The organism is Denitrificimonas caeni (assembly GCF_027498055.1).
In the GTDB taxonomy this organism is placed as follows: domain Bacteria; phylum Pseudomonadota; class Gammaproteobacteria; order Pseudomonadales; family Pseudomonadaceae; genus Denitrificimonas.
Map to the genome: position 1 here is coordinate 128,309 of NZ_CP114976.1, position 15,449 is coordinate 143,757.

Annotated in this window: 25 protein-coding genes; 1 reads left to right on the forward strand and 24 read right to left on the reverse strand. The window is 48.8% G+C overall.

Annotation, left to right across the window (positions count from 1 at the left end):
• Positions 1 to 32: 32 nt before the first annotated feature.
• Positions 33 to 2,852, forward strand: coding sequence for an excinuclease ABC subunit UvrA (uvrA, locus tag O6P33_RS00635; protein ID WP_269818338.1), 2,820 nt, complete (start codon positions 33 to 35; stop codon positions 2,850 to 2,852).
• A gap of 65 nt (positions 2,853 to 2,917) precedes the next feature.
• Here the strand turns inward: uvrA and O6P33_RS00640 are convergent, their stop codons facing one another.
• From O6P33_RS00640 to rpsS, 24 genes are all read right to left on the reverse strand, one after another.
• Positions 2,918 to 4,369, reverse strand: coding sequence for a catalase (locus O6P33_RS00640; RefSeq protein WP_269818339.1), 1,452 nt, complete (start codon positions 4,367 to 4,369; stop codon positions 2,918 to 2,920).
• A gap of 169 nt (positions 4,370 to 4,538) precedes the next feature.
• Positions 4,539 to 4,925, reverse strand: a complete 387-nt coding sequence (gene rplQ / locus O6P33_RS00645; RefSeq protein WP_269818340.1) for a 50S ribosomal protein L17 — start codon at positions 4,923 to 4,925, stop codon at positions 4,539 to 4,541.
• A gap of 45 nt (positions 4,926 to 4,970) precedes the next feature.
• Complete coding sequence (locus O6P33_RS00650; RefSeq protein WP_269818341.1) at positions 4,971 to 5,972, reverse strand: DNA-directed RNA polymerase subunit alpha; 1,002 nt, start codon at positions 5,970 to 5,972, stop codon at positions 4,971 to 4,973.
• A 22-nt stretch (positions 5,973 to 5,994) separates the two neighbouring features.
• Positions 5,995 to 6,615: a 30S ribosomal protein S4 gene (gene rpsD, locus O6P33_RS00655; protein ID WP_269818342.1), complete on the reverse strand. Its 621-nt coding sequence runs from the start codon at positions 6,613 to 6,615 to the stop codon at positions 5,995 to 5,997.
• An 18-nt stretch (positions 6,616 to 6,633) separates the two neighbouring features.
• Entirely contained in the window at positions 6,634 to 7,023 is a 390-nt protein-coding gene (rpsK, locus tag O6P33_RS00660) for a 30S ribosomal protein S11 (RefSeq protein ID WP_269818343.1), read from the reverse strand.
• Between the two features lie 31 nt (positions 7,024 to 7,054).
• Positions 7,055 to 7,411, reverse strand: a complete 357-nt coding sequence (gene rpsM, locus O6P33_RS00665; protein ID WP_269818344.1) for a 30S ribosomal protein S13 — start codon at positions 7,409 to 7,411, stop codon at positions 7,055 to 7,057.
• A 125-nt stretch (positions 7,412 to 7,536) separates the two neighbouring features.
• Entirely contained in the window at positions 7,537 to 7,653 is a 117-nt protein-coding gene (gene rpmJ, locus O6P33_RS00670) for a 50S ribosomal protein L36 (protein WP_151185451.1), read from the reverse strand.
• A 27-nt stretch (positions 7,654 to 7,680) separates the two neighbouring features.
• The gene (secY, locus tag O6P33_RS00675; RefSeq protein ID WP_269818345.1) at positions 7,681 to 9,009 is read right to left on the reverse strand and encodes a preprotein translocase subunit SecY; all 1,329 of its coding nucleotides are present in this window, start codon (positions 9,007 to 9,009) and stop codon (positions 7,681 to 7,683) included.
• Positions 9,010 to 9,444 (reverse strand): 50S ribosomal protein L15, encoded by a 435-nt coding sequence (gene rplO / locus O6P33_RS00680; RefSeq protein WP_269818346.1) that lies wholly within the window; start codon positions 9,442 to 9,444, stop codon positions 9,010 to 9,012.
• A gap of 3 nt (positions 9,445 to 9,447) precedes the next feature.
• Complete coding sequence (rpmD, locus tag O6P33_RS00685) at positions 9,448 to 9,630, reverse strand: 50S ribosomal protein L30 (protein WP_151185454.1); 183 nt, start codon at positions 9,628 to 9,630, stop codon at positions 9,448 to 9,450.
• A gap of 2 nt (positions 9,631 to 9,632) precedes the next feature.
• Positions 9,633 to 10,154 carry a 30S ribosomal protein S5 gene (gene rpsE / locus O6P33_RS00690; RefSeq protein ID WP_269818347.1) on the reverse strand — a complete coding sequence of 174 codons (522 nt, stop codon included), beginning with the start codon at positions 10,152 to 10,154 and terminating at the stop codon, positions 9,633 to 9,635.
• Between the two features lie 3 nt (positions 10,155 to 10,157).
• Complete coding sequence (gene rplR, locus O6P33_RS00695) at positions 10,158 to 10,508, reverse strand: 50S ribosomal protein L18 (protein WP_269818348.1); 351 nt, start codon at positions 10,506 to 10,508, stop codon at positions 10,158 to 10,160.
• Positions 10,509 to 10,517: 9 nt separating this feature from the next.
• Positions 10,518 to 11,051, reverse strand: a complete 534-nt coding sequence (gene rplF / locus O6P33_RS00700; protein WP_269818349.1) for a 50S ribosomal protein L6 — start codon at positions 11,049 to 11,051, stop codon at positions 10,518 to 10,520.
• Positions 11,052 to 11,062: 11 nt separating this feature from the next.
• Positions 11,063 to 11,455 carry a 30S ribosomal protein S8 gene (gene rpsH / locus O6P33_RS00705; RefSeq protein ID WP_269818350.1) on the reverse strand — a complete coding sequence of 131 codons (393 nt, stop codon included), beginning with the start codon at positions 11,453 to 11,455 and terminating at the stop codon, positions 11,063 to 11,065.
• Between the two features lie 175 nt (positions 11,456 to 11,630).
• Positions 11,631 to 11,936: a 30S ribosomal protein S14 gene (rpsN, locus tag O6P33_RS00710; protein WP_269818351.1), complete on the reverse strand. Its 306-nt coding sequence runs from the start codon at positions 11,934 to 11,936 to the stop codon at positions 11,631 to 11,633.
• 10 nt (positions 11,937 to 11,946) lie between these two features.
• Positions 11,947 to 12,486, reverse strand: coding sequence for a 50S ribosomal protein L5 (rplE, locus tag O6P33_RS00715; RefSeq protein ID WP_269818352.1), 540 nt, complete (start codon positions 12,484 to 12,486; stop codon positions 11,947 to 11,949).
• Positions 12,487 to 12,505: 19 nt separating this feature from the next.
• Positions 12,506 to 12,820 carry a 50S ribosomal protein L24 gene (gene rplX / locus O6P33_RS00720; protein WP_269818353.1) on the reverse strand — a complete coding sequence of 105 codons (315 nt, stop codon included), beginning with the start codon at positions 12,818 to 12,820 and terminating at the stop codon, positions 12,506 to 12,508.
• An 11-nt stretch (positions 12,821 to 12,831) separates the two neighbouring features.
• A complete protein-coding gene (rplN, locus tag O6P33_RS00725; protein ID WP_269818354.1) occupies positions 12,832 to 13,200 on the reverse strand; it encodes a 50S ribosomal protein L14 in 369 nt (122 codons plus the stop codon).
• 23 nt (positions 13,201 to 13,223) lie between these two features.
• The gene (rpsQ, locus tag O6P33_RS00730) at positions 13,224 to 13,490 is read right to left on the reverse strand and encodes a 30S ribosomal protein S17 (protein ID WP_269818355.1); all 267 of its coding nucleotides are present in this window, start codon (positions 13,488 to 13,490) and stop codon (positions 13,224 to 13,226) included.
• Between the two features lie 2 nt (positions 13,491 to 13,492).
• Positions 13,493 to 13,687 (reverse strand): 50S ribosomal protein L29, encoded by a 195-nt coding sequence (rpmC, locus tag O6P33_RS00735; RefSeq protein ID WP_022965450.1) that lies wholly within the window; start codon positions 13,685 to 13,687, stop codon positions 13,493 to 13,495.
• Positions 13,687 to 14,100, reverse strand: coding sequence for a 50S ribosomal protein L16 (rplP, locus tag O6P33_RS00740; RefSeq protein WP_269818356.1), 414 nt, complete (start codon positions 14,098 to 14,100; stop codon positions 13,687 to 13,689). The genes rpmC and rplP overlap by 1 nt, the downstream gene beginning before the upstream one ends.
• Before the next feature lie 12 nt (positions 14,101 to 14,112).
• Positions 14,113 to 14,799: a 30S ribosomal protein S3 gene (gene rpsC / locus O6P33_RS00745; protein WP_269818357.1), complete on the reverse strand. Its 687-nt coding sequence runs from the start codon at positions 14,797 to 14,799 to the stop codon at positions 14,113 to 14,115.
• 13 nt (positions 14,800 to 14,812) lie between these two features.
• Positions 14,813 to 15,145 carry a 50S ribosomal protein L22 gene (rplV, locus tag O6P33_RS00750; RefSeq protein ID WP_269818359.1) on the reverse strand — a complete coding sequence of 111 codons (333 nt, stop codon included), beginning with the start codon at positions 15,143 to 15,145 and terminating at the stop codon, positions 14,813 to 14,815.
• 12 nt (positions 15,146 to 15,157) lie between these two features.
• Complete coding sequence (gene rpsS, locus O6P33_RS00755) at positions 15,158 to 15,433, reverse strand: 30S ribosomal protein S19 (RefSeq protein WP_269818360.1); 276 nt, start codon at positions 15,431 to 15,433, stop codon at positions 15,158 to 15,160.
• Positions 15,434 to 15,449 lie beyond the last annotated feature (16 nt).

Here is a 15,449-nt window from a genome sequence, read left to right on the forward strand (position 1 = left end):
CAACTGTTTACGCTCGCAACGCGGGGAATTCAGTGGATACCATAGTAGTTCGTGGGGCTCGCACCCATAATTTAAAAAATATTGATATCGATTTACCGCGCAACAAGCTGATTGTAATCACCGGCCTGTCTGGCTCAGGTAAATCTTCATTAGCCTTTGACACGCTTTATGCCGAAGGCCAGCGCCGCTATGTTGAATCATTATCGGCCTATGCTCGCCAGTTTTTATCAATGATGGAAAAGCCTGATGTCGACACCATCGAAGGTTTATCGCCAGCAATTTCCATTGAACAAAAATCAACCTCACATAACCCACGCTCAACCGTGGGTACCATCACCGAAATTTACGACTATTTGCGCTTGCTCTATGCCCGCGCCGGCATACCCCATTGCCCAGACCACCATGTGCCATTAGAAGCACAAACCGTCAGTCAAATGGTCGACTTAGTTCTCAACCGCGAAGCAGAAAGCCGCTTAATGTTACTAGCGCCAGTGGTGCGTGAACGTAAAGGTGAGCACCTCTCAGTGTTTGATGAAATGCGTGCGCAAGGTTTTGTCCGCGTGCGCGTCAATGGCACATTGTATGAAATCGATGAAGTGCCGAAGCTCGACAAACAAAAGAAACACTCCATTGATGTGGTAGTGGACCGCTTTAAAGTCCGCGACGACTTGGCGCAGCGCTTAGCTGAGTCCTTTGAAACCGCCTTACGCCTCACCGACGGCATTGCTTTGGTTGCTTCAATGGATGATGACGGCAGCGAGGAAATGGTCTTTTCTGCCCGCTTTGCCTGCCCCCATTGTGGCCATGCGATTAGCGAGCTGGAACCCAAGCTGTTCTCCTTCAACAATCCAGCCGGTGCCTGCCCAAGCTGTGATGGTCTTGGCGTTAAGCAGTTCTTTGATACCAAGCGCTTAGTCAATGGCGAACTAACCCTTGCTGAAGGTGCAATTCGTGGCTGGGACCGCCGTAATGTTTACTATTTCCAAATGCTCAACTCTTTAGCCGATCACTATGGCTTTAGTTTAGAAACACCTTTTAAAGAGCTGGATGCCAGCACGCAGAAAGTTGTGTTGCACGGCACAGGTAAAACAGACATTGAGTTCCGTTACCTCAACGACCGTGGCGACATTGTTAAACGCTCACACCCATTTGAAGGCATAGTGCCCAACTTAGAGCGGCGCTACCGGGAAACCGAGTCCAATACCGTCCGTGAAGAGCTGGCCAAGTATTTAAGTACCCAAGCCTGCCCTGACTGTGAAGGTGCACGCCTGCGTCGGGAAGCGCGCCATGTGTGGGTCGGCGACAATACTTTACCCACCATTACCGCCATGCCAATCGGCGAAGCCTTTGAGTATTTCAGCGCCTTAAGCTTGCCCGGCAAACGTGGTGAGATTGCCGAGAAAATCCTTAAAGAAATCAGTGCGCGTTTACAGTTTCTAGTCAACGTTGGCTTAAATTACCTCACCTTGAACCGCAGCGCCGACACCTTGTCTGGCGGCGAAGCCCAGCGTATTCGTTTGGCCAGTCAAATTGGTGCAGGCTTAGTTGGGGTCATGTATATCCTTGATGAGCCATCTATTGGTTTACATCAACGCGACAATGAACGCCTACTCAATACGCTCGATCACCTGCGTAAAATCGGCAACACTGTAATTGTCGTCGAGCATGATGAAGATGCTATTCGTATGGCTGATTACGTGGTTGATATTGGCCCTGGAGCTGGCGTGCACGGCGGTGAAGTGGTTGCTCAAGGCACGCCTGCCGAAGTGATGGCCAACCCTGCGTCTCTAACCGGTCAGTACTTATCTGGCGCAGTGCAAATCACTTACCCTGCTGAGCGCACACCGATTAACCCGGAAAAAATGCTGCGTTTATATGGCGCGCGGGGCAATAACCTCAAAAATGTCAATTTAGACTTACCCCTGGGTCTGCTCACCTGTGTTACTGGGGTCTCTGGCTCAGGTAAATCAACTCTAATTAACAATACGTTATATCCGCTAATGGCCACCGCTCTCAACGGGGCCACTACCTTAGAAGCCGCGCCTTACGATACTCTGGAAGGTGTTGAGCAACTGGACAAGGTGGTGGATATTGACCAAAGCCCAATTGGCCGTACACCACGCTCCAACCCCGCAACCTATACGGGTATTTTCACCCCTATCCGTGAGCTCTTTGCCGGTGTAGCTGAGTCCCGTGCGCGCGGTTATAGCCCTGGACGTTTTTCCTTTAACGTCAAAGGTGGCCGCTGTGAAGCCTGCCAAGGCGACGGTGTTATTAAAGTTGAAATGCACTTCTTAGCTGACATTTATGTGGCCTGCGACACCTGTAAGAGCAAGCGTTACAACCGTGAAACTCTGGATATTCGCTATAAAGGCAAAAACATCCATGAAGTGCTGGATATGACCATCGAAGAAGCGCGAGCTTTCTTTGACCCAATCCCAGCCCTAGCACGGCGCTTACAAACCCTCGTAGATGTGGGCCTGTCCTATATTCGCCTCGGACAAAGTGCAACGACGTTATCCGGCGGTGAAGCACAACGGGTCAAGCTCTCCCGTGAGCTATCCAAGCGCGACACTGGACAAACGCTGTATATCCTCGACGAGCCCACCACAGGTTTGCACTTTGCTGATATTCAGCAATTATTGGATGTATTGCACCGCTTACGCGACCGCGGCAATACTGTTGTGGTGATTGAACACAATCTCGATGTGATTAAAACCGCAGACTGGATTATTGATTTGGGCCCTGAAGGCGGTTCTGGTGGTGGTGAGATTATTGCCACCGGCACCCCTGAAGAAATCGCTGCTGTAGCAATCTCACACACAGGCCGCTTCTTAACAGACAAACTCTAAGCGCTAAAACAACACGGGCCTCATTAAGAGACCCGTGTTGTAACGCCTTGTAATGCTGTTACAGCTTACTTCGGCAACTCCAGACCTAATGCCTTAGCAACCCCAGCACCGTAGGCAGGATCAGCCTGCATACAGTGACAGATGTGCTTCATCTTGATCTCATCTGGTACGCCATTCATATTACGCGCTGTATTTTCAAACAACACTTGTTGCTCCGCGGCACTCAATAAACGGAACAGATTGCCCGGCTGAGTAAAATAATCCGGCTCATCTTGCCAATAATCAAAGCGATCAGCAGCACCCTCTAAAGCCAATGGTGGCTCTGAGAAATCAGGCTGCTCTTGCCACTCACCCTGGCTGTTAGGCTCATAATGCAAGCGACTGCCTTGATTGCCGTCCACGCGCATCGCACCATCACGGTGGTAGTTGTGGTATGGGCAACGGGGGGTGTTCACCGGAATTTGATAGTGATTGACGCCTAAACGGTAACGCTGGGCATCACCATAGGAAAACAAGCGCCCCTGCAGCATGCGGTCCGGCGAGAAGCTAATGCCCGGGACAATATGCGCTGGGTTAAAGGCCGCCTGCTCAACGTCAGCAAAGTAGTTCTCTGGGTTTTTATTGAGCTCAAAGTAACCCACCTCAATCAGGGGGTAATCACCTTTGGGCCAAATCTTGGTCAGGTCAAAGGGATGATACGGCACTTTAGCTGCATCGGCTTCCGGCATGATTTGTACGTACATGGTCCAGCGCGGGAAGTCCCCACCTTCAATGGCTTCATATAAGTCACGCTGTGAACTTTCACGATCCATACCCACTAACTCAGCGGCTTCTTGGTCAGTGAGGTTTTTAATCCCCTGCTGAGTTTTAAAATGGAACTTGACCCAGTAACGCTCGTTATCAGCATTAATAAAACTAAAGGTATGCGAGCCAAAACCATGCATATGCCGGAAGGATGCAGGAATACCGCGATCACTCATCAAGATCGTCACCTGGTGCAGCGCTTCAGGGAGACCGGTCCAGAAGTCCCAGTTATTGGTCGGACTGCGCATATTAGTGCGCGGATCACGCTTCACCGCGTGGTTAAGATCAGGGAACTTAAGTGGATCACGGAAGAAGAATACCGGGGTGTTGTTACCCACTAAATCCCAGTTACCTTGCTCAGTATAAAAACGCATGGCAAAACCACGAATATCACGCTCAGCATCAGCAGCGCCGCGCTCACCCGCTACCGTGGAGAAGCGCACAAACATATCGGTTTGCTTGCCCACTTCGCTGAACAAAGCCGCTTTGCTGTATTGAGTAATATCATGGGTCACGGTGAAACTACCAAAGGCACCAGAACCTTTAGCATGCATGCGGCGCTCAGGAATCACTTCGCGATCGAAGTGTGCCAGTTTTTCCAAAAACCAAACGTCTTGCAACAACATTGGTCCACGAGAGCCTGCAGTTAAACTGTCTTGGTTATTAGCAATCGGACATCCTGAAACAGATGTAAGTTTCGGCTTGTCAGTCATGGTATTTCTCCTGCTGCTTGATAGGTAAGTAGACTCAGCACAAGACTAGCGAAAAAAGTAACAGCTACCTAATGTAATTCTCAAAACTCGACGATAGTTTATTACTATACAAAATACAGGCATAAAAAAACCGAGCACTAGGCTCGGTTTTTTTGAACTGCGATATAGCTTACTCTGCGACTTCTACTTCACCAGCGACCGGACGGTCAACCAGCTCAACATAAGCCATAGGGGCGTTATCGCCAGCACGGAAACCGCATTTTAAAATGCGCAGGTATCCGCCTTGACGAGTTGCATAACGCTTACCTAAATCATTGAACAATTTACCCACTGCTTCTTTCGAGCGAGTACGGTCAAATGCTAAACGACGGTTAGCAACGCTATCTTCTTTAGCTAAAGTAATTAACGGCTCAGCAACGCGGCGCAGTTCTTTGGCTTTAGGCAAAGTAGTTTTAATCAGTTCATGCTCGAACAGCGACACTGCCATGTTTTGAAACATAGCCTTGCGGTGGGCGCTGGTACGGCTTAGGTGACGGCCACTTTTACGATGACGCATGATTCAATTCCTTACCAAACTCTTCGGTTCGGTGATAAATGGCGATCAGGCCGTAGCCTTATCGTCTTTCTTCAAACTTGCCGGCGGCCAGTTATCAAGGCGCATACCGAGGGACAGACCACGCGAGGCTAAAACATCCTTGATTTCAGTCAGGGATTTTTTACCCAAGTTCGGTGTTTTTAACAATTCTACTTCGGTGCGCTGAATCAGATCACCAATGTAGTAAATGCTTTCTGCTTTGAGGCAGTTTGCCGAACGCACAGTCAACTCTAAATCATCAACCGGACGCAACAAGATTGGATCAATCTCATCTTCCGGCTTCTCTTCAACCTGCTCTACTTCACTCTGAAGATCAACGAATGCTGCTAACTGATGTTGCAGAATTGTTGCACTGCGACGAATCGCTTCTTCAGGGTCAAGGGTGCCATTGGTTTCAAGATCAATGATCAGTTTGTCCAAGTTAGTACGCTGCTCAACACGGGCGTTTTCCACCACGTATGCAACACGACGAACAGGGCTGAATAATGAATCGATTTGCAAACGACCAATGCTACGAGTTTCATCTTCGTCAGTAAAACGAGAATCCGCTGATTCATAGCCACGGCCACGTGCAATACGCAGCTTCATATTCAATGCGCCCTTGTCAGCCAGATTGGCAATCACGTGGTCGCCATTGACGATTTCCACATCATGATCCAGCTTAATATCGGCAGCAGTCACCACGCCCGGCCCTTTTTTGCTCAGAGTTAACGTGGCTTCGTCACGACCGTGCAAAATAACTGCAAGGCCTTTCAGGTTAAGAAGAATCTCAATGACATCTTCTTGAACCCCTTCAATAGCACTGTACTCGTGCAATACGCCGTCGATTTCAACTTCGACGACAGCACAGCCAGGCATTGAAGACAACAATATACGCCGTAGCGCGTTGCCCAAAGTATGTCCAAATCCACGCTCGAGAGGCTCAAGCGTGATTTTGGCGCGGGTCGGACTGACCATGTCAACGTTAATTTGACGAGGGGTCAGGAACTCATTTACCGAAATCTGCATGGATACACCTATTTTCTAGCCCTTACTTGGAGTAGAGCTCGACAATCAGGCTTTCGTTGATGTCGGCTGACAGATCACTGCGCTCAGGAATGCTTTTGAACACACCTGACTTTTTCTCTGCATCTACATCAACCCACTCGACGCGACCACGTTGGGTGCACAACTCGAGAGCCTGGGAAATACGTAATTGGTTTTTGGACTTTTCACGTACCGCTACAACATCACCAGGCTGAACCTGATATGAAGGAATGTTGACAGTCTTGCCATTGATGGTAATCGACTTGTGCGATACCAACTGACGTGACTCTGCACGTGTAGAACCATAACCCATACGGTATACGACGTTATCCAAACGAGCCTCTAAAAGCTGCAGCAGGTTTTCACCGGTTGCACCTTTACGGCGCGCTGCTTCTTTATAGTAGCTGGCGAACTGACGCTCAAGGACGCCATACATGCGGCGAACTTTTTGCTTTTCACGCAGCTGAGTACCGTACTCGGATAAACGAGTGCGACGCTGACCATGCTGGCCAGGTGCTGATTCAATGTTGCATTTAGATTCAATCGCGCGTGAACCACTCTTCAAGAAGAGGTCTGTACCTTCACGACGGGACAGTTTGCATTTGGGACCAATGTAACGAGCCATTTTTGACTGTCTCCTAATTTACACGCGGCGCTTTTTCGGCGGGCGGCATCCGTTATGTGGGATGGGCGTCACGTCGGTGATGCTTGCGATTTTATAACCACAACCATTCAAGGCGCGGACTGCTGATTCACGACCAGGACCAGGGCCCTTGACGTTGACATCTAAATTTTTCAAACCATATTCCAGAGCCGCTTGACCAGCACGCTCTGCTGCAACTTGCGCAGCAAACGGTGTGCTTTTACGCGAACCGCGGAAACCAGAACCACCTGAGGTAGCCCATGACAGAGCATTACCCTGACGGTCTGTAATTGTGATAATTGTGTTGTTAAAAGATGCGTGTACATGGGCGATGCCATCTACAACTGTCTTTTTAACTTTTTTACGAGGACGAGCAGCTGCTTTAGCCATTAATCAAATTCCTATCTAGAACCAATACGGATTACCTACGGATCGGCTTACGTGGGCCTTTACGGGTACGTGCGTTGGTTTTGGTACGCTGACCACGGAGCGGTAAGCTACGACGGTGACGTAAGCCACGGTAGCAACCTAAGTCCATCAAGCGCTTGATGTTCATGTTGATTTCGCGGCGTAAGTCACCTTCTGTATGAAGTTTTGCAACTTCGCCACGCAACTGCTCGACCTGCTCATCAGAGAGATCTTGAAGCTTTGCTGCTGGATTAACTCCAGTAGCAGCGCAAATCTTTTGCGCAGTTGTCCGACCAATACCATAGATATAGGTCAGCGAGATAACAGTATGCTTGTTATCCGGAATGTTAACGCCTGCAATACGGGCCATTCAGTGTAACTCCAATTGACAGCGACTTACTTTCAGGAAGCCAAGATCGAAAGCAAGAACCAATGCTGTATAACTATTATTCAACCGAACAGCGCACTAGCTGTTCGGTTCATGACACAACACAATTAGCCTTGGCGCTGCTTGTGACGTGGTTCCGCTTTGCAGATCACGCGAATGACACCTTCACGGCGTACGATCTTACAGTTGCGGCAAAGCTTTTTAACCGATGCACGAACTTTCATCATTAACTCCTATAGCCTAAAGAACTCTTAGCGCATTAAACCGCTACCGTAACTCTTCAGGTTGGATTTTTTCATCAGGGAGTCGTACTGGTTAGAAACGAGGTGTGATTGTACTTGAGCCATGAAGTCCATTACAACCACAACAACGATCAATAGCGACGTCCCGCCGAGATAAAACGGCACATTTGCTGCCACAACCAAAAATTGCGGTAACAAACACACAGCCGTCATGTACAAGGCACCAAACGCGGTCAAACGAGTTAACACACTATCAATGTAGCGTGCTGACTGTTCACCCGGACGGATACCCGGAATAAACGCACCGGATTTTTTCAGGTTTTCAGCAACATCTTTAGGGTTAAACATCAATGCTGTATAGAAGAAGCAGAAGAAAATAATCCCTGCACTAAACAATATAATGTTTAACGGCTGCCCTGGTGCCAGCGCTTGCGAAACATCAGCAAGCCACGACATGCTCTCTGACTGGCCAAACCACTGGCCAAGAGACGCCGGGAACAACAAGATACTACTGGCGAAAATAGCAGGAATCACACCGGCCATATTCACTTTCAAAGGCAAGTGACTGGTTTGCGCAGCAAATACTTTGCGACCCTGTTGGCGCTTAGCATAGTGCACAGCAATACGACGCTGACCACGCTCAATAAAGACCACAAACCCAATGATTGCAACAGCAAGAATACCAATAGCAATCAAAGCGAAAATATTAATATCGCCTTGACGGGCAGACTCGAAAGACTGACCAATTGCAGAAGGCAACCCAGCAACGATACCGGCAAAAATCAGCATTGAAATGCCGTTACCTACACCGCGCTCGGTAATTTGCTCACCTAACCACATCATAAACATTGCACCGGCCACAAAGGTGGTGATAGCAACGAAATAGAAGTTAAAGTCAGTTGCAAAAGCAACACCTTGACTGGCCAAGCCCACGGACATACCGATTGCTTGTACAAATGCCAGCAACAAGGTGCCGTATCGGGTGTACTGGCTTATCTTACGACGACCAGACTCACCTTCTTTCTTCAATTGTTCCAGATGAGGGCTCACAGCGGTCATCAACTGCATGATAATCGACGCCGAAATATACGGCATGATACCAAGCGCGAAGATACTCATACGCTCGAGCGCACCACCAGAGAACATGTTGAACAGGCTGAGAATAGTTCCCTCATTCTGTCGAAACAGGTCAGCGAGCCGATCGGGGTTGATTCCTGGAACAGGAATATGTGCACCAATACGGTAGACAACTATTGCCATGAACAGGAAGCGTAAACGTGCCCACAATTCAGACAAACCACCACCGCCCACTGCAGAGAGAGAACCTTGCTTAGCCATTTATTCCTCGATTTTTCCGCCAGCTGCTTCGATTGCACTACGGGCACCTTTAGTGACCCCAATGCCCTGCAAAGTAACTGCGCGAGTAACGTCACCAGACAGCATGACTTTAACGCGCTTTACATGCAAACCAATGATATTGGCATCTTTAAGAGACTGCACTGATACCACATCACCATCCACTAGAGCCAACTCAGAAGTACGAACTTCTGCGCGATCCATAGCTTTTAATGACGTGAAACCAAACTTAGGCAGACGCTTGTAGATTGGCTGTTGACCACCCTCAAAACCCGGAGCAACTTTACCACCGGAACGTGAAGACAAACCTTTATGACCACGTCCAGCTGTTTTACCCGAGCCACTACCAATACCACGGCCTACGCGAAGCTTTTCGCGACGGGCACCTGGTGCAGAACACAAATTGTTCAATTGCATGGATCAGCCCTCCACTCGGAGCAAGTAATAAGCTGTGTTGATCATGCCGCGATTTTCTGGAGTATCCAGAACCTCAACAGTGTGACCAATACGGCGCAGACCTAAGCCGCGCACACAAGCCTTGTGATTAGCCAAACGGCCGATCGTGCTCTTAACAAGAGTCACTTTAACGGTTGCTTGAGACATGGTTAAAGAATCTCCTCGACGCTTTTGCCACGCTTAGCAGCAACTGAATCAGGTGACTGCATAGTCTTCAAACCTTTAAACGTTGCATATACAACGTTAACTGGGTTGGTCGAACCATAGCACTTGGCTAGTACGTCCTGAACACCTGCAACCTCTAAAACTGCACGCATCGCACCACCGGCAATTACGCCAGTACCTTCTGAAGCAGGCTGCATAAATACGCGTGAAGCGCCATGCACAGCTTTAATTGGGTACTGTAAAGTAACACCATTTAAATCAACCTGAATCATATTGCGACGCGCTGCTTCCATAGCTTTTTGAATTGCTGCTGGAACTTCGCGTGATTTACCGCGGCCAAAGCCAACACGGCCTTTACCATCACCGACAACACTCAGTGCTGTGAAAGTGAAAATACGACCACCTTTAACGGTCTTAGCTACACGGTTGACTTGCACCAATTTCTCGATGTAGCCCTCATCGCGGCCAGCGTCGCGGTTATCGCGTTTTTGCTCGTGATTTGCCATAACTTAAAACTCCAGCCCGCCTTCACGAGCAGCATCAGCCAGTGCTTTCACACGGCCATGGTACTTGAAGCCAGAACGGTCAAAAGCCACTTTGGCAACTCCAGCGGCTTTCGCACGCTCGGCGACCAGCTGGCCTACTTTTTTGGCTGCTTCGATGTTGCCAGTGGCCTCACCGCGCAGTTGCGAATCCAAAGTAGAAGCCGAAACTAATACTTTGCCGCCGTCGGCCGAAATGACCTGGGCGTAAATATGCTGCGAAGAGCGAAACACGCAAAGACGAGTAACTTGTAACTCGTTCATCTTCAGACGTGCTTTGCGAGAGCGACGCAGTCTTGAAACTTTCTTGTCGTTCATTTGCTAGCCCTACTTCTTCTTAGCTTCTTTGCGGCGCACAACTTCTTCAGCGTAGCGCACACCTTTACCTTTGTATGGTTCTGGACGGCGGAACTGACGAATTTCGGCAGCTACCTGACCCAAAACTTGCTTGTCGATACCACGAATAACGATATCGGTAGCGCTTGGCGTTTCAGCCGTCACACCTTCAGGCAATTCATATTCAACAGGATGCGAGAAACCAAGAGCTAAAGACAAAATTGGTCCTTTGGCTTGAGCACGATAGCCCACACCAACAAGTTGCAACTTACGCTCAAAACCCTGGCTAACACCAGTCACCATGTTGTTCACTAAAGCACGGGTAGTACCGGCCATAGCTTTAGACTGTTGATCACCATGACGGGCGGCAAAACGAATTTCGCTGCCTTCTTGGCTTACTTCAACTGAAGAATGCACAGTCAACTCTAGGGCACCTTTAGCACCCTTCACCGAAAGCTCTTGGCCAGCGAGTTTTAGCTCAACACCGGCTGGTAGCGTGACGGGATTCTTAGCAATGCGAGACATGCTTATCTCCCTTAGAATACGCTACAAAGAACTTCGCCACCGATTCCGGCAGCACGGGCAGCACGATCACTCATCACACCTTTGTTGGTGGATACGATTGCTACACCTAAACCTGCACGAACCTTTGGCAGATCATTAGCCGCATTGTACTGGCGTAAACCAGGGCGACTAACACGTTTGATTTCTTCGATGACCGGACGACCTTCAAAGTATTTCAATTCGATGGTCAACTGCGGTTTAACATCGCTGCTGATCTGAAAATCTGCAATGTAACCTTCGCTCTTTAAAACGCTTGCAACTGATTGCTTAAGCGTTGAAGAAGGCATAGTTACAACAGACTTTTCAGCCATCTGGGCATTACGGATTCGAGTCAGCATATCTGACAACGGGTCCTGCATACTCATGGGCTTGTATCTCCTGATACATAAATAAAAAGACCTTTACGGCCACTATCGCAAAACAATTAAATACAAAGACTCTGCGAGCCAGACATTCTAATTGGTAAAGCACAAACAAATCAAGCCCCATAAGGAGCTTGATTCGTTTTTCAGCAAATAACAGTAGTTAATGCTGTTTTTCTTACCAGCTGGACTTAACCAAACCTGGTACATCGCCTCGCATTGCAGCTTCACGCAATTTGATACGGCTTAAGCCGAATTTGCGGTATACACCATGTGGGCGACCCGTGATGCGGCAGCGATTACGCAGACGCGAACGGCTTGCATCACGTGGTTGCTTTTGCAATGCAACCTGGGCATCCCAACGTTCTTCATCGCTGGAAGCCGGATTGGCAATGATAGCTTTTAGCGCCGCACGCTTTTCAGCGAACTTTGCTACCGTTTGCTGACGCTTCAGCTCACGGTTGATCATGCTCTTCTTAGCCATGTGCTAACCCTCAGTTACGGAAAGGGAATTTGAAAGCACGCAATAAAGCACGGCCTTCTTCGTCGTTACGAGCTGAGGTGGTCAGAGTAATATCCAGACCACGTAGCACATCGATCTTATCGTAATCAATTTCCGGGAAAATAATTTGCTCTTTAACACCCATGCTGTAGTTGCCACGTCCGTCAAAAGACTTAGCATTCAGCCCACGGAAGTCACGCATCCGTGGCAGGGAGATCGAAAGCAAACGATCCAGGAACTCATACATAATTTCGTTACGTAACGTAACTTTAACCCCAATCGGCCACTCTTCACGGATTTTAAAACCCGCGATAGATTTGCGCGCATAAGTAACTACGGGCTTCTGGCCAGTGATTTTTTCTAAGTCTGAGACTGCGTGCTCGATAACTTTCTTATCGGTCACTGCTTCGCCTAGACCCATATTCAGTGTAATTTTCGTTACACGCGGAACTTCCATTACGTTCGCCAGCTTCAGTTCTTCCTTCAGCTGTGGAACAAGTTCGTCCCGATATATACTTTTCAGTCGTGCCATGGTGATCTACCTAGCAGCCTCAAGCTTCAACCGGTTTATTGGTTGACTTGAAGACACGAATTTTCTTGCCATCTTCAACTTTAAAGCCAACGCGATCTGCCTTGTTGGTTTCAGCATTGAAAATAGCCACGTTAGAAGCATTTAACGGCGCTTCTTTTTCGACGATACCGCCCTGAACTCCGGACATCGGATTAGGCTTGGTATGACGCTTAACCATATTGATACCTGTTACAACCACACGGTTGTCGGCCAATACGCTCTGCACCTTACCACGTTTGCCTTTATCCTTGCCGGCGATGACGATGATCTCGTCGTTACGACGAATCTTTTGCATGACGGCACTCCTTACAGTACTTCAGGCGCTAGTGAAACGATCTTCATAAACTTATCGTTACGAAGTTCGCGCGTCACTGGCCCGAAGATACGAGTTCCGATCGGCTCATGCTTGTTGTTCAATAGAACAGCAGCATTACCGTCGAAGCGAATGATTGAACCATCTGGACGGCGCACGCCAAAACGGGTACGCACAACAACAGCGGTCATTACTTGGCCTTTTTTAACTTTGCCGCGCGGAATCGCTTCCTTCACAGTGACCTTAATAATGTCACCGATAGCTGCATAGCGGCGGTGTGAACCGCCAAGGACCTTGATGCACATTACTCGACGAGCGCCACTGTTATCAGCGACATCGAGCATAGATTGAGTCTGAATCATATAATTTCTCCGACCCTAGGCCCTTAGACCACTTCCACGCGCTCAACGACTTCGACCAGCGCCCAAGACTTAGTCTTAGCTAGCGGACGGGTTTCACTGATAGTGACCTTGTCGCCAGTACGGCACTGATTCGTTTCGTCATGCGCATGCAGTTTAGTCGAACGCTTAACATATTTACCGTAAATCGGGTGCTTAACGCGACGCTCGATTAATACAGTGATTGTCTTGTCCATTTTATCGCTAACAACCATTCCGGTTAACGTACGGACAGTTTTCTGAGCTTCAGCCATGATTAATTACCTGCCTTCTGCTGCTTTAGCACAGTCTTAACGCGCGCAATATCACGCTTCACTTGCGACAGCAGGTGAGACTGCGTCAATTGGCCAGTTGCTTTTTGCATACGCAAATTGAACTGATCACGAAGCAGGTCAAGCAATTGCTCGTTCAGCTGCTCTACTGATTTTTCACGAAGTTCGGTAGCTTTCATCACATCACCGTCCGCTTAACAAAGGATGTAGCGATCGGTAATTTAGCTGCTGCCAAGGCAAATGCCTCGCGCGCTAACTCTTCCGACACACCCTCAATTTCGTACAGAACTTTGCCAGGTTGAATTTGGCAAACCCAGTACTCAACAGAACCCTTACCTTTACCCATACGAACTTCGAGTGGTTTTTTGGTAATCGGCTTGTCTGGGAACACACGAATCCAGATTTTACCACCACGTTTTACGTGACGGGTCAAAGCACGACGTGCTGACTCAATCTGGCGTGCTGTGAGGCGGCCACGGGCAACAGCTTTCAAACCGTATTCCCCGAAGCTCACTTTACTACCGCGCAATGCCAGACCACGGTTGTGGCCTGTCATCGTCTTGCGGAACTTCGTACGCTTTGGTTGTAACATTTTGCGTACTCCTTAACGTGCAGCTTTTCTACGAGGCGCAGGTGCTGTGGGTTTTAGTTCTTCATGCTGGCCACCGATGACCTCGCCTTTGAAGATCCAAACCTTTACACCGATCACACCGTATGTGGTGTGAGCTTCGTAGTTGGCATAATCGATATCAGCGCGCAGTGTGTGCAAGGGCACACGACCTTCGCGATACCATTCGGTACGTGCGATTTCAGCACCGCCTAGACGACCGCTCACTTGGATTTTGATGCCCTTGGCACCAAGACGCATAGCATTCTGTACCGCACGCTTCATAGCGCGACGGAACATCACACGACGCTCCAGCTGCTGAGCAACGCTCTGCGCCACTAACATGCTGTCGAGTTCCGGCTTGCGGATCTCTTCGATGTTAATGTGCACAGGCACACCCATTTTCTTGGTCAGGTCCTGACGTAATTTCTCAACATCCTCACCTTTCTTCCCAATAACAATACCAGGACGAGCAGTGTGAATAGTGATACGTGCTGTTTGAGCCGGACGAGCAATGTCGATACGGCTAACGGACGCGTTTTTTAATTTGTCAATTAGATACGCACGTACTTCTAAGTCGGCATTCAGGTAATCCGCATAATTTTTGCGGTCTGCATACCAAACAGACGTGTGTTCCTTGACTATTCCCAGGCGTATGCCAATGGGATGTACTTTCTGACCCATCTGATCAACTCCGTTACTTGTCGGCAACCTTGACAGTGATATGGCAAGACCGCTTGACGATGCGATCAGCTCGGCCTTTGGCACGAGGCATGATGCGCTTTAGCGAACGACCTTCGTTAACGAAAACTGTAGAGACTGTTAAATCATCTACGTCAGCGCCTTCGTTATGTTCAGCGTTAGCAATCGCAGACTCCAACACTTTCTTGATGATTCCGGCAGCTTTTTTGCTGCTGAAATTCAATAAGTTCAGCGCTTCGCCCACTTTCATCCCGCGAATTTGGTCTGCGACCAAGCGAGCTTTCTGAGCGGAAAGGTTAGCGCCTGATAACTTAGCTGCTACTTCCATCTTACTGACTCCTTAGCGTCTGCCTTTCTTATCTGCAACGTGACCACGATAGGTACGCGTAGCAGAAAATTCGCCGAGTTTATGACCGACCATATCTTCGCTCACTAGAACTGGGACATGCTGACGACCGTTATGAACTGCGATGGTTAAACCAACCATCTGCGGCAGGATCATCGAACGACGCGACCAAGTTTTCACTGGTTTACGATCATTCGTTTCCACCGCCACTTCGATCTTCTTTAGAAGGTGAAGATCGATAAAAGGACCTTTCTTAAGAGAACGTGACACTTGCGTATCCCTCTAA

Bases quoted from the DNA above. Each gene is read 5' to 3' on its own strand.
- rplF (WP_269818349.1), bottom strand. From the start codon at position 11,051: ATGTCTCGCATTGCTAAGAATCCCGTCACGCTACCAGCCGGTGTTGAG.
- rpsQ (WP_269818355.1), bottom strand. From the start codon at position 13,490: ATGGCTGAAGCTCAGAAAACTGTCCGTACGTTAACCGGAATGGTTGTT.
- rpmD (WP_151185454.1), bottom strand. From the start codon at position 9,630: ATGTCTCAAGCAACCGTTAAAGTGACTCTTGTTAAGAGCACGATCGGC.
- rpsH (WP_269818350.1), bottom strand. From the start codon at position 11,455: ATGAGTATGCAGGACCCGTTGTCAGATATGCTGACTCGAATCCGTAAT.
- rpmC (WP_022965450.1), bottom strand. From the start codon at position 13,687: ATGAAAGCTACCGAACTTCGTGAAAAATCAGTAGAGCAGCTGAACGAG.
- rpsN (WP_269818351.1), bottom strand. From the start codon at position 11,936: ATGGCTAAGAAGAGCATGATCAACCGTGAGCTGAAGCGTCAGCAAACG.
- O6P33_RS00640 (WP_269818339.1), bottom strand. From the start codon at position 4,369: ATGACTGACAAGCCGAAACTTACATCTGTTTCAGGATGTCCGATTGCT.
- rplX (WP_269818353.1), bottom strand. From the start codon at position 12,820: ATGCAAAAGATTCGTCGTAACGACGAGATCATCGTCATCGCCGGCAAG.
- rpmJ (WP_151185451.1), bottom strand. From the start codon at position 7,653: ATGAAAGTTCGTGCATCGGTTAAAAAGCTTTGCCGCAACTGTAAGATC.
- rpsD (WP_269818342.1), bottom strand. From the start codon at position 6,615: ATGGCTCGTTACATTGGTCCCAAATGCAAACTGTCCCGTCGTGAAGGT.
- secY (WP_269818345.1), bottom strand. From the start codon at position 9,009: ATGGCTAAGCAAGGTTCTCTCTCTGCAGTGGGCGGTGGTGGTTTGTCT.
- rpsM (WP_269818344.1), bottom strand. From the start codon at position 7,411: ATGGCCCGTATTGCAGGCGTTAACATTCCGGATAACAAGCATACTGTT.
- O6P33_RS00650 (WP_269818341.1), bottom strand. From the start codon at position 5,972: ATGCAGATTTCGGTAAATGAGTTCCTGACCCCTCGTCAAATTAACGTT.
- rplQ (WP_269818340.1), bottom strand. From the start codon at position 4,925: ATGCGTCATCGTAAAAGTGGCCGTCACCTAAGCCGTACCAGCGCCCAC.
- rpsE (WP_269818347.1), bottom strand. From the start codon at position 10,154: ATGGCAAATCACGAGCAAAAACGCGATAACCGCGACGCTGGCCGCGAT.
- rpsC (WP_269818357.1), bottom strand. From the start codon at position 14,799: ATGGGTCAGAAAGTACATCCCATTGGCATACGCCTGGGAATAGTCAAG.
- rplR (WP_269818348.1), bottom strand. From the start codon at position 10,508: ATGAACGACAAGAAAGTTTCAAGACTGCGTCGCTCTCGCAAAGCACGT.
- rplV (WP_269818359.1), bottom strand. From the start codon at position 15,145: ATGGAAGTAGCAGCTAAGTTATCAGGCGCTAACCTTTCCGCTCAGAAA.
- rplO (WP_269818346.1), bottom strand. From the start codon at position 9,444: ATGCAATTGAACAATTTGTGTTCTGCACCAGGTGCCCGTCGCGAAAAG.
- rplN (WP_269818354.1), bottom strand. From the start codon at position 13,200: ATGATTCAGACTCAATCTATGCTCGATGTCGCTGATAACAGTGGCGCT.
- rplP (WP_269818356.1), bottom strand. From the start codon at position 14,100: ATGTTACAACCAAAGCGTACGAAGTTCCGCAAGACGATGACAGGCCAC.
- rpsK (WP_269818343.1), bottom strand. From the start codon at position 7,023: ATGGCTAAAGCAGCTGCTCGTCCTCGTAAAAAAGTTAAAAAGACAGTT.
- rplE (WP_269818352.1), bottom strand. From the start codon at position 12,486: ATGGCACGACTGAAAAGTATATATCGGGACGAACTTGTTCCACAGCTG.